Genomic DNA, 11,159 nt, shown 5'->3' with positions numbered 1-11,159 from the left:
CGCCGACCGCGGCCGCGATGCCGGCCGGTCCGCCGCCAAGCACCACCACGTCATATTCGCCATAGACCGGCACCTGCCGCGCAGGCTCTTCGATCGTGCTCGCTCGCATCATTTCCGCCCTGAACAAAGTTGATTGGGCCAACTATGAATTGATGCGGATTGCAGTACAATCCACCAAATTATGTAATCAGCTTTCGCGAATCGAGAAAAGTCCAGGGCAGATGGATACGCTGGTCAACCTCGAGGCCTTCCTTGCCACCGCCGACGCCGGCGGCTTCTCGGCCGCGGCGCGCAAGCTCAACGTCGCGACATCGGTCGTCGCCAAGCGCGTCACCCAGCTCGAGGAGCGGATCGGCACCGCGCTGTTCCACCGCTCGACCCGGCAATTGCGGCTGACCGAGGCCGGCCAGCAATATGTGCATCGCGCCCGCGGCGTGGTTGCCGATGTCGGCGATCTCCTGTCGCGGATGGGCGAGAAGCAGCGCGATCTCACCGATCATCTGCGCGTCAAGGCGCCGACCTCGCTGACGGTGGCGCGGCTCGCCGATGCCTTCACCATCTTCCAGCGGCACAATCCGAGCGTGAAGCTCGAGATCGTGATGATCGACCGCCCGGTCGATCCGGTGACCGAAGGCTTTGACATTGCGATCGGCGCCTTCCCGCATTCGTTCGGCGGCGTGGTCGACGAGCCGCTGTGCCGGCTGCCGCGGCTATTGTGCGCCTCACCGGCGTATCTCAGGAAGCACGGCACGCCGAAGCACCCGCGCGACCTGGTCGATCATCGCTGCCTCAGTTTCCTCCCGACCGGCTCGGAATGGCCGTTCGAGGGGCCGCGCGGCCGCATCAATATCCAGGTCCGCCCGATTCTCTCCTCGAACGAGGGCCGCGTGCTGACGCAAAGCGCGATCGCCGGCAACGGCATTGCGCTGCTCTCGCATTATCTGGTCGCCGACGCGCTGCGCGACGGCGGGCTGCAGCCGATCCTCACCGAGTTTCCGATCCCGGAACTGTGGGTGAAGGCCGCCGTTCCCGAACGCCGCATCAATGCCGCCGCCGTGCAGGCGCTGCTGAAGACCTTGAAAAAGTCCCTGTCGCAGTCGCTGTGACGCGACGGCAGCCTTGCCCCGCGCACGCCCACCTGAGACAAGGACGCGAAAGGATCGCCCGCTTGAAACGCCTAGTATCAGCTTCGCTTGGCCTCATCATCGTCGCGACACCCGCGGCGGCGATCGAGACCTGCCGCTTCATCGAGGCCAAGGCGGAGCGCGAGGCCTGCTACCATCGGCAGGAGGAGGAGCTGGCGGCCAAACGCAAGCCTGCGCCCACGATCACGCAGTCAAGCGAAGCGAAGACGTTCGAATCGCTACAGCAGATGCGGCGCGACGACGAAGAGGTCTATCGCAGCATGCGCGGCATATGCCGCGGCTGCTGAGCGACGCGGCAGCGCTTACGCCCCGCCGCCGCCCCAGCGGCCGGCGCGCTTCTCGGCAAAGGAGGCAAGCCCTTCGGCCGCCTCGGCGGTCTGCCGCTTGGCCGAGTGCAGATGAACGAGGCGCTTATAGGCCGCATCGTCGACGGACATGCCGCCGAACGAGCTCTCCATCGCGAGCTTCTTGGTCTCGGCCAGCGCGTCCGGGGCATTGCCGAGCAGCTGCTCCACGACCTTGGCGCCGGCGCTTTCGAGATCGGCTAATGGCACTACCTCGTGGACGAGGCCGATGCGGCGCGCATCCTCCGCGCCGAACCGTTCGCCGGTCAGCGCGTAGCGCCGCACCTGGCGGACGCCGATCGCATCGCAGAGCTGCGGGATGATGATCGCGGCGGTCAGACCCCAGCGCACCTCGGTGATCGAGAACAGCGCGTTGTCGGCCGCGATCACGATATCGCAGGCCGAGATCACACCGGTGCCGCCGCCGAAGCAGCCGCCCTGCACCAACGCCACCGTCGGCACCGGCAGCGTGTTGAGGCGCTGCACCGCCTCGAAGGTGGCGCGCGACGCCACCTCGTTCTCCTCCACTGATTTCGGCCGCACGCCGTTGATCCATTTCAAATCGGCGCCGGCCTGGAAATGCTTGCCGTTGCCTTTGAGCACGACGACACGGACCGGCTTGGTCGAGAGATCGTCGATCGCGGCCAGCACGCCCGCAATCAGCGCGCCGTCATAGGCATTGTTGACCTCGGGCCTGTTCAGCGTGACGGTCGCGACCCCGCGCGCATCGAGGCTCCACAGGACTGGGCTGGCCGACATGACGTATCTCCCTCGTTCGGCATTGCTGTTATCAGCACTATGGCGAGAGGAAGGGCCTTGATCCATCACTTTCGAGCGCGCGCGGCCGCGCCGCGTGCATGACGGGTTGCGCGATGCCCCGCGCTTGTGGAAACTGACGCGGCACGTTGCAAGGACCAGTTCCACTGATGCGTATTTGCATTTTCGGCGCGGGCGCCGTCGGCAGCCATTTCGCGGTCCGGCTGGCACGCGCCGGCCACGATGTGTCCTGCGTGATGCGCGGGCCGCATCTCGACGCGGTCAGGACCAAAGGGCTGACGCTGAGGGTCGGCGACAGCAGCGTCACGGCGAAAGTAAAGGCATCGGCCGATCCTGCCGAGCTGGGGCCGCAGGACGTCGTCATCAGCACGCTGAAGGCAACCGGCGTCAGTGCGCTCGCAACCGCCCTCCCGCCATTGCTTGAGCGCGATACGTCGATCGTGTTCGCGCAGAACGGCATTCCCTGGTGGTACGGACTCGGCCTGCCGCCGCAGCATCCCGCGATTCCCGATCTCGGCTTCCTCGATCCCGGCGGACGCTTGCGCAGCGCCCTTCCGAAGGAGCGCGTCATCGGCGGCGTGATCTTCTCCTCCAACGAGGTGATCGCGCCCGGCGTGGTGGTGAACCTGTCGCCGGATCGCAACCGCCTCCTGATCGGCGAATGCGACGATCGCCGGAGCGAGCGCATCGCCCGGCTGCGCGCGGCGCTGAACGACGCCGCGATCGAATCGCCCGAGGTCAAGCAGATCCGCGAGACGATCTGGTCGAAGCTGCTCACCAACATGTCGATGTCCGTGCTCTGCCTGCTGACCGGACTGACCGCCCGCGGCGTCCGCGACGATCCTGACATGCAGGACGTGATCCCGCGCCTGCTCGACGAGGCCAATGCGGTGGCGACGCACTACATCCCCGAGGTCAAGCGCGTCACCCGCTCGGGGCCGGCACCGGACCACAAGCCGTCGATCCTGCAGGATTATGAGCTCGGCCGCGCCATGGAGATCGACGTGCTGGTCCGCGCACCCGCGGCGTTTGCCCGCGCAGCCGACATCGCGACCCCGATGCTCGACCTGATGGCCTCGCTGGCAATCCAGAAGGCGCGTGACAAGGGACTCTATCAGGACTGACAATCCGCCCACGGCGATAACAAGCAGGGATATCGAACCATGCAAATCAAGGACAAGGTCTGCGTCGTCACCGGCGGCGCGAGCGGGATCGGCGAAGCGGTGGCGCGAGCCTATGCAGAGGCCGGCGCGCGCGGCGTTGTGGTCGCCGACCTCAAGACCTCGCGCGACCGGCTCGCCAGCGTCGCCGGCGATATCGACGGGCTCGCGGTCACCGCCGATGTCGGGCTGGAGGAGGACATCAAGGCCCTGATCGCCGCCGCCGAGGACAAATATGGTCCGGTCGACGTGTTCTTCTCCAATGCCGGACTGTCGCGCAAGGGACAGGAAACCGCATCCGATGCCGACTGGGACGTGAGCTGGCGTGTGCATGTGATGAGCCACGTGTTCGCCGCGCGCGCGCTGGTGCCCGGCATGCTCGCGCGCGGTTCCGGTTATCTCATCAACACCGCATCGGCCGCGGGGCTGTTGGCCTCGCTGAACTCGATGCCCTACGGCGTGACCAAGAATGCCGCGGTCGCGCTGGCTGAACATCTCGCCATCCAGTATGGCGATCGCGGCATCCGCGTCTCCGTGCTCTGCCCGCAATCGGTGCAAACCGGCATGACGACGCCGGGCCCGAGCGCGGCGCGCGTCGACGGCGTGCTGCAACCGGGCGAAGTTGCGCGGATGGTGATCGAAGCGATGGCCGAGGAACGCTTCCTGATTCTCTCCCATCACCAGGTGCAGGAATACATGCAGCGCAAGGCCACCAATCGCGAACGTTGGCTGTCCGGCATGCGCCGCCTGCGCGACCGCATCTACGGCGGCGCGCCAACTTGATCGAACGTAGCCCGGATGGAGCGAAGCGCAATCCGGGACGGTTTCGCAAGTGGAAAGACAACCCGGATTGCGCTTCGCTCCATCCGGGCTACAGAAATCTACGAATGCTTCACGATCCACGCCGCGAATGCATCGAGCACCTCGGCCATCACCTCGCGATCGTCGCGGCCGGAGCGCTTGAGGACATGGAAGGAATGGTCGGCCTCCTGCACGAGATGCAGCGTCGCCAGGCTGCCCAACTCCTTCACCACAGGCTCGAGCAACTCGAGCTCGGCCAGCGCGTCGCGCGTGCCCTGCAGGAACAGCAAGGGGATCTTGACCTCGGCGAGATGCTTGGCCCGCTCGCGCGACGGCTTGCCGGCCGGGTGCAGCGGAAAGCCGAGGAACACCAGCCCGCGGACGCCTTCAAGCGGCGCCTTGGCCTGCGCCTGCGAGGTCATGCGTCCGCCAAACGACTTGCCGCCGGCGAACAGCGGCAGTTCGCCGCAACGGCGCGCAGCTTCCCGAACCGCGGCGCGCACCGTCGCCTGCGCGATGGCGGGCGGATCGGGCCGCTTGCTGCCCTTCTCCATATAGGGAAACTGATAGCGCAAGGTGGCGATGCCGCGCTCCGCCAACCCCTCTGAGATCACGGCCATCGACGGATGCGCCATGCCGGCGCCGGCTCCATGAGCGAACACATAGGCCGCGCGCGCCTTTTCCGGGCGCAGCAGCAGCGCGGACACCGCGCTGTCGTCCGAGACCGTGATCGTGAGCGGTTGTGCACCTGGCGCGTTCAAGATGACATCTCGAAGAATTGTTGCTCCGGCATTTCTAGCCGCCGGCGCCGATGCGCGCAAATGCCGCCGAGGAGAGCACGCCGCAAGTGAACTGGCTCACAGCCAATCAAAATTTCCTTTGCAACATTTCTTTGGCAACATTTCCGTTGGTAGACCAAGCGGCGCCGCTATGGGATAGTGCACGACACGACACACGCTTAACGCGAACCTATTTCGGCGATTTTTAACATCTCAGCAATATGACGCGCGGGTACCGCGAATCGGGGGACGGGGCATGCCTCGCAAGACGATCTTTTTCATCGGACTGTTGATTGTCGCCGGCGTCCTCTACTTCAAGGACGATATCGAGACGGTGACGAGCGGCTTCCGCGTCAAGGTCGTCGACTACCAGCCGCCGGCAAAAACCGTATGGCTGGATCAGAATGTCAGCGCAGAGCGGCTGCGCTGGTTCTATCACGCCGACCAGGGCACGCGGACTTTCGGCATTCCCCTTGAATGGTTCATGGCGCTGGAGCAACCGACGGTGTGGCCGCCGTTCACGGCGGCGCCGAAGCTCAGCGAGACCAATTATCTCGGCCGCTTCGGCTTTATTCCCGACACCGTGATCCCAGGCAGCCCCGATCCGCTGCCGATCGGCTTTGCGCCGAGCGGCCCGATGGCCGATGCCAGCGGCGCGCCCTGGCGTAACCCGCACAGCAAGGCCGACATGAACGGCGTCGGACTGACCTGCTCTGCCTGCCACACCGGAAGCTTCAGCTATCGCGGCACCGAGATCGTGATCGACGGCGGACCGGCCAACACCAATCTGTTCGAATTCCAGAAGAGCGTCGGCGTCTCGCTGCTGCTGACCCGGTTCTGGCCCGGCCGCTTCGCGCGCTTTGCCGAGGCGATCCTCGGCAAGGAGGCCAGCCTCGACGAGCGCATGGCACTGCGCGGCCAGCTCGATCTCGTGCTGAAGCAATACGCCAACATCAATGCGCTGGAGGGCAAGGTCGCCGCCAACAGCGTCGAGGAAGGCTATGCGCGGCTCGACGCGCTCAACCGGATCGGCAACCAGGTGTTCTCGATCGACCTGAACAATCCCAACAACTATGCCTCGCACTCGGCGCCGGTGCATTTCCCGCGGATCTGGAACGCGCCGTGGTTCAGCTGGGTGCAGTATGACGGCTCGATCATGCAGCCGATGGTGCGCAATGCCGGCGAGGCGCTCGGCGTCAGTGCCGAGCTCAATCTGCTCGATGAATCCAGGGGCCTGTTCAAATCGAGCGCGCGGATCGACGTGCTGCATGAGATGGAGCGGATGATCGCCGGCGAGCCGCCCAGCGAGGACAAGGGCTTTGGCGGCCTGGCATCGCCGAAATGGCCGGAGAACATCCTGCCGCAGATCAACATGGATCTCGCGAAGAAGGGTGGCGAGCTCTACAAGACGCACTGCCAGGGCTGCCATGGCCCCGCGATCGACAGCAAGGCGCTGCCCGCAAGCGAGGCCTTTGCGTTGTTCAAGGACAAGAAGCGCTGGATCAAGAACGACGCCGGCCAGCCGCTGCTCGACGTCGAGATGATCCCGATCAGCCATATCGGCACCGACAGCGCACAGGCCGAAGGTCTTGCGAGCCGCACCGTCGAGACGCCGGCCAATCTGAACATCAAGGACGGCGGCTTCGGACCGGCGCTCGGCGAACTGGTCGAGAAGACGGTCGACTACTGGTACGACCAGAACAAGATCCCGGCCGAGGATCGCAAGCGCATCAACGGCTACCGGCCGAACGAGATCCAGGCGCCGCTCGCCTACAAGGTCCGGCCGCTCAACGGCATCTGGGCGACCCCGCCCTACCTGCACAACGGATCGGTGCCGACCATCTACGCGCTGCTGTCGCCGATAAAGGACCGTCCCTCGACCTTCTATCTCGGCAGCCGTGAGTATGATCCCAAGGATCTCGGCTATGTTTGGAAGGACAAGGTCAAGAACGCCTTCCTGCTCGACACCACCAAGCGCGGCAACAGCAATTCCGGCCACGAATTCTCGAACGAGAAGCGCCTCGGCGTGATCGGGCCGGAGCTGAAGGAAGACGAGCGCCGCGCGCTGATCGAGTTCATCAAGACGCTGTAGCCGCCGCCGGTCAACACACCTGCCGTCATGGCCGGGCTTGGCCCGGCCATCTGCATCTTTTCCGCAGGCGGCATTAAAGGCGTAGAATAGGCGTAGACGCCCGCGACAAGCCCGAGACGTAACGCCTGCTCTCAACTATTCTTCAACTTCGGCACCGGCTGCCGCCGCGCCGGGCGGGTCATGGCTTCAAGCTCGAGCAGCTGGTTGAGCTGCTCCTCGGTCAGCAGCTTCTCCTCCAGCACGATGTCGGCGACCGAGCGGTTCTCCTTCAGCGCGCGGCGCGCCACACGCGAGCTTGCCTCGTAGCCGAGCGCCGGCGCCAGCGCCGTGATCAGGCCGATCGAGCCCTGCACCAGGCTGCGGCAACGCTCACGATCGGCCTCGATGCCATCGACGCAGCGCTTGGTCAGGGTATCGATCGCCGCCGTCAGCATGCGCAGCGAGCTCAGCACGCAATAGCCGATGGTCGGCTCGAACGCATTGAGCTGGAGCTGGCCGCCTTCGGCGCACATCGTCACTGTGAGATCGTGCCCGATGACGAGGAAGGCGACCTGGTTGACGACTTCCGGAATCACCGGGTTGACCTTGCCGGGCATGATCGACGAGCCCGCCTGCACCGCAGGCAGCCTGATCTCGCCGATGCCGGTACGCGGCCCCGACGACAGCAGCCGCAGGTCGTTGCAGATCTTCGACAGCTTGACCGCGACGCGCTTCAGCACGCCGGAGAACAGCACGAAGGCGCCGAGATCGGACGTCGCCTCGATCAGGTTCGAGGCCAGCACCATCGGCTGCCCTGAAAGCCGCGACAATTCCTCGACGGCGAGCGCGGCATAACGCGGGTCCGCGTTGATTCCGGTGCCGATTGCGGTGGCGCCGAGATTGACCTCGCGGAACAGCGCGGAGATCTCGTTCAGCCGCGCTATGTCCTCCTTCACGGTCACGTGAAAGGCATCGAACTCCTGGCCGAGCGTCATCGGCACCGCATCCTGAAGCTGGGTACGCCCCATCTTCAACACGTCGGCGAACTCCACCGCCTTGCCTTTCAAGGCGTAGGCGAGATCGTCCAGCGCGCGCACCAGCGGCTGGGTGGCGAAGATCACCGCGAGCCGCAGCGCGGTCGGATAGGCGTCGTTGGTCGACTGCGCCATGTTGACGTCGTCGTTCGGATGCAGCGTGTGATAATCGCCGGGCTTCTTGCCCATCAGCTTGAGCGCGACGTTGGCGATCACCTCGTTGGCGTTCATGTTGGTCGAGGTGCCGGCGCCGCCCTGGATCGCGTCAACCACGAAGGATTCCGCATAGACCTTCTCGGTTGCGACCTGGACGCAGGCCGCCTCGATTGCATCCGCCTTCTCGGGTGCGAGATAGCCGAGCCGTTTGTTGGCCCGCGCGGCAGCCTGCTTGACCAGCGCCAGCGCGCGGACGAATTGCGGAAAGTGGCCGACCGGCACGCCGGTGATCGGAAAGTTCATCACCGCACGCTTGGTATGAATCCCCCACAGCGCGTTGACCGGCACGTCATCCTCGCCGAGCAAATCGTGCTCGCTGCGGGACTGCGCCTGCTCGATCGGTACGGTGCGGACGGTCGCGACCGCGAGATGACTGGGACTGCCGCTCTCGCCGGAGGGTGGCGCGGCGCCTGCAGTGGTGGCGGTCTCAACCTTCGATTCGGCCATTGGTCCCTCCGTTACCTGCTGAAAATCCTGTCGTCAGCGACACCAGCCATGATGCGCCCGACAAACATCGAAAGCCAATGCCTATCGGCAAAGTCTTGCACACTGACGAGCTGAAAGACGCGGAAAAGCCGGATCGGAATGCACGCCGCACCGGGAATCGAGGACTTGCCTTATCCGTCATGATAACAACAACTTATAGCTCCAGACCGCGGGGCGCTTCGCGACAGGCGCGATTGCTTTCTCCGCCCCGGCATCGCGTGCTAGATCAGCACCGACTGGCGCGGCGGCGCCGCCGATATTGAACGAACCAGGGACCAAAACCGTGTCCAACAACAACGAAGCGATAACCATCAGATTCCGCTGCCCGGCGGAGCTCGAGGGCAAGATTCCGGAGCCAGTGCCGGCGTCGATGGGTCTTCCCGGATGGCTCAAGGCGATGCCGACGCAAGCCTTCAATGCGATGAGCAATCGCGAGGAGGATACCGTCAAGCGCTGCCCGCCATTCGTCGATGCGATGACGTCAGGTTTCCTGCTGCCGCTGGTCTGCGATCTCAAGGTCGAGAACGGCGAGATGACGTGGGACAACGATCTTCCGGCCGGGGGCGCGCTCGAATTCCCGCGCTCGCCGATCGGATTCCACGACGAAAGCCAGGTGGCCGGCTCGCCGCTGTTCGAGCCGGACCGCTTCCTCATCAAGTTCGTCAATCTGTGGACCATCGAGGCGCCGGCGGGCTACTCGCTGTTCTTCACGCATCCGGTCAATCGGTTCGACCTGCCGTTCACCACGCTGACCGGCCTTGTCGATTGCGACCTGTTTCGCGACGGCTGGGTTCATTTCCCGGCGCGCTGGCACGACACCAATTTCAACGGCGTCTTGCCCAAGGGCACGCCGGTTGCGCAATGCTTCCCGGTGAAGCGCGAAAACTGGGTCGCGCAGACCGCCGCGATGACGCCGGATGAAACATCGCGCGCGCAGGAACTGTCCAACAGGATGTCCCGCGAGCCCGGACTCTATCGCCGCCTGTTCCGGTCGTAGACCGGGCGTACGAGATTGCTGCGCGGCGATGACAGGCGCAGGCGCGGGACAAGACTCTTTCCACTTGTCGTCCCTGCGAGAGCAGGGACCCATACGCCGCGGCCCGTGTTGTGAAAGAAGCTCGTCGTTCCGGCATCATGCAGCTATTCGCATCGGTGGTTATGGGTCCCTGCTTTCGCAGGGACGACACCGAGTTTGTGGCGCGGCAGTCCAGCTCACTCGAAACTGCGCTAGTCGCGTAGGATGGGTAGAGCGCAGCGAAACCCATCGTCGCACCATGCGGCACGATAGATGGGTATCGCCTCGCTCCACCCATCCTACGATTCTGCGCAGGGGCGACAGAATCGCCTAGCTCAGAAACTTTGCAAACCCGCTGGGACGGAAGAAGAAGCGGCCATGCGATGCCATGGTAAGCGCTGACATGGTGCGGCCGATCATTTGCGGCCGGCCGCGCAGCGCCAGACGCAGATTGGCTTCGCCGCCGGCGCGATCGCCCATTTCCAGAAGAGCGGCGGAGAAGCTGGTCCGCGTCAGGGGATCGTCTGGGCGCTGCGCCAGCACCTGGCGGTAGAGCTCCGCCGCGGCCGCGTATTCGCCATCGAGCAGCAGCACACGCGCGAGCGCCGCCAGAACATCGGGATGTCCCGGCGCCGCAACGCGCAGTCTCTCCAGAATCTCGCGCGCGCGGCCGCGTTCGTTGCGCTGGGGCAGCAGTTGCGCGAGCAGGAGCTGAAACTCGATACTCCCGGGCGCGAGCGCAAGCGCGCTCTCAAGGACGGCAACCGCCTCGTCGATGCGGCCGGCCCCGTGCAATTGAGCTGCCAGCGCCTGAAATGCGGGCAGGTAAGGCGGCCGCCGCGCGGTGGTCCGGCGCAGCGCATCGATCGCCTCGTTGCGGCGACCAGCACCGCCGAGCGCCGCGCCGAGCAAGGTCTCGAGGCCGGGATCCTCGACGCGGCGCGTGGCACGCTCAAGCGGCGCGATCGCCTCCTCGTTGCGATTCTGCATCATCAGCGCCCGCGCCAGGATCGAGGCCGCGCCGACATCGGTCCGGTTTGCCTTCAAGACCTCCGCCGCCAGCCGTTCGGCTTCGACGACCTGTCCCATCTGCAAGGCGACCACGGCGCGTTGCAGAGCCGGGGATGGGCCAGGCGCGCGACTGGCGGAAGGAGGCGGAGGTTTCGGCATGCGATCCGTCGAGAGAGGGTTCTTCCCAGCCGTTATCACTGCCGCCGACGGAGCGTCCAGCGAAAGTCGCAGCCGGGCACCAATATACCGTCGGTTCCCGCGACCGTCCGGCGACAGACGTCGGACCACCCTATCCCGCCCGATTTTTCGACTGCTTAACC

At 65.2% G+C, this 11,159-nt stretch carries 10 protein-coding genes; 6 read left to right on the top strand and 4 right to left on the bottom strand.

Annotation, left to right across the window (positions count from 1 at the left end; all coding sequences use genetic code 11):
* Positions 1–221: 221 nt before the first annotated feature.
* Positions 222–1,106 (top strand): LysR family transcriptional regulator, encoded by an 885-nt coding sequence (locus AC628_RS09865; RefSeq protein ID WP_074126660.1) that lies wholly within the window; start codon positions 222–224, stop codon positions 1,104–1,106.
* Between the two features lie 62 nt (positions 1,107–1,168).
* Positions 1,169–1,432 carry a hypothetical protein gene (locus AC628_RS09860; protein WP_074126659.1) on the top strand — a complete coding sequence of 88 codons (264 nt, stop codon included), beginning with the start codon at positions 1,169–1,171 and terminating at the stop codon, positions 1,430–1,432.
* A gap of 15 nt (positions 1,433–1,447) precedes the next feature.
* Here AC628_RS09860 and AC628_RS09855 read toward each other — a convergent pair whose 3' ends face one another.
* On the bottom strand, positions 1,448–2,248 hold the full coding sequence (locus AC628_RS09855; protein ID WP_074126658.1) for an enoyl-CoA hydratase-related protein: 801 nt from the start codon (positions 2,246–2,248) through the stop codon (positions 1,448–1,450).
* Between the two features lie 167 nt (positions 2,249–2,415).
* On the opposite strand from AC628_RS09855, the gene AC628_RS09850 reads away from it, so the two are divergent.
* Together AC628_RS09850 and AC628_RS09845 are read left to right on the top strand one after the other, a co-directional pair.
* On the top strand, positions 2,416–3,390 hold the full coding sequence (locus AC628_RS09850) for a ketopantoate reductase family protein (protein WP_074126657.1): 975 nt from the start codon (positions 2,416–2,418) through the stop codon (positions 3,388–3,390).
* A 39-nt stretch (positions 3,391–3,429) separates the two neighbouring features.
* Positions 3,430–4,209 (top strand): SDR family oxidoreductase, encoded by a 780-nt coding sequence (locus tag AC628_RS09845; protein WP_074126656.1) that lies wholly within the window; start codon positions 3,430–3,432, stop codon positions 4,207–4,209.
* Between the two features lie 98 nt (positions 4,210–4,307).
* On the opposite strand, the gene AC628_RS09840 is transcribed toward AC628_RS09845, so the two are convergent.
* A complete protein-coding gene (locus AC628_RS09840) occupies positions 4,308–4,988 on the bottom strand; it encodes an alpha/beta hydrolase family protein (RefSeq protein ID WP_074126655.1) in 681 nt (226 codons plus the stop codon).
* Between the two features lie 274 nt (positions 4,989–5,262).
* Here AC628_RS09840 and AC628_RS09835 point away from each other — a divergent pair, with 274 nt between their 5' ends.
* Positions 5,263–7,098, top strand: a complete 1,836-nt coding sequence (locus AC628_RS09835; protein ID WP_074126654.1) for a c-type cytochrome — start codon at positions 5,263–5,265, stop codon at positions 7,096–7,098.
* A gap of 131 nt (positions 7,099–7,229) precedes the next feature.
* On the opposite strand, the gene AC628_RS09830 is transcribed toward AC628_RS09835, so the two are convergent.
* Complete coding sequence (locus AC628_RS09830) at positions 7,230–8,774, bottom strand: aspartate ammonia-lyase (protein ID WP_074126653.1); 1,545 nt, start codon at positions 8,772–8,774, stop codon at positions 7,230–7,232.
* A gap of 322 nt (positions 8,775–9,096) precedes the next feature.
* On the opposite strand from AC628_RS09830, the gene AC628_RS09825 reads away from it, so the two are divergent.
* Positions 9,097–9,810, top strand: a complete 714-nt coding sequence (locus AC628_RS09825; protein WP_074126652.1) for a hypothetical protein — start codon at positions 9,097–9,099, stop codon at positions 9,808–9,810.
* A 348-nt stretch (positions 9,811–10,158) separates the two neighbouring features.
* Here AC628_RS09825 and AC628_RS09820 read toward each other — a convergent pair whose 3' ends face one another.
* Positions 10,159–10,998: a tetratricopeptide repeat protein gene (locus AC628_RS09820; RefSeq protein WP_074126651.1), complete on the bottom strand. Its 840-nt coding sequence runs from the start codon at positions 10,996–10,998 to the stop codon at positions 10,159–10,161.
* Positions 10,999–11,159: the final 161 nt, after the last annotated feature.

The organism is Bradyrhizobium sp. NAS96.2, from assembly GCF_001908235.1.
In the GTDB taxonomy this organism is placed as follows: Bacteria; Pseudomonadota; Alphaproteobacteria; order Rhizobiales; family Xanthobacteraceae; genus Bradyrhizobium.
The sequence above is the reverse complement of the archived record's forward strand: the minus strand, read 5'-3'. Positions and strand labels throughout refer to the sequence as shown.

Coding starts and splice junctions, on each gene's coding strand:
- AC628_RS09865 (WP_074126660.1), top strand. CDS start 222: ATGGATACGCTGGTCAACCTCGAGGCCTTCCTTGCCACCGCCGACGCC.
- AC628_RS09855 (WP_074126658.1), bottom strand. CDS start 2,248: ATGTCGGCCAGCCCAGTCCTGTGGAGCCTCGATGCGCGCGGGGTCGCG.
- AC628_RS09850 (WP_074126657.1), top strand. CDS start 2,416: ATGCGTATTTGCATTTTCGGCGCGGGCGCCGTCGGCAGCCATTTCGCG.
- AC628_RS09845 (WP_074126656.1), top strand. CDS start 3,430: ATGCAAATCAAGGACAAGGTCTGCGTCGTCACCGGCGGCGCGAGCGGG.
- AC628_RS09835 (WP_074126654.1), top strand. CDS start 5,263: ATGCCTCGCAAGACGATCTTTTTCATCGGACTGTTGATTGTCGCCGGC.
- AC628_RS09830 (WP_074126653.1), bottom strand. CDS start 8,774: ATGGCCGAATCGAAGGTTGAGACCGCCACCACTGCAGGCGCCGCGCCA.
- AC628_RS09820 (WP_074126651.1), bottom strand. CDS start 10,998: ATGCCGAAACCTCCGCCTCCTTCCGCCAGTCGCGCGCCTGGCCCATCC.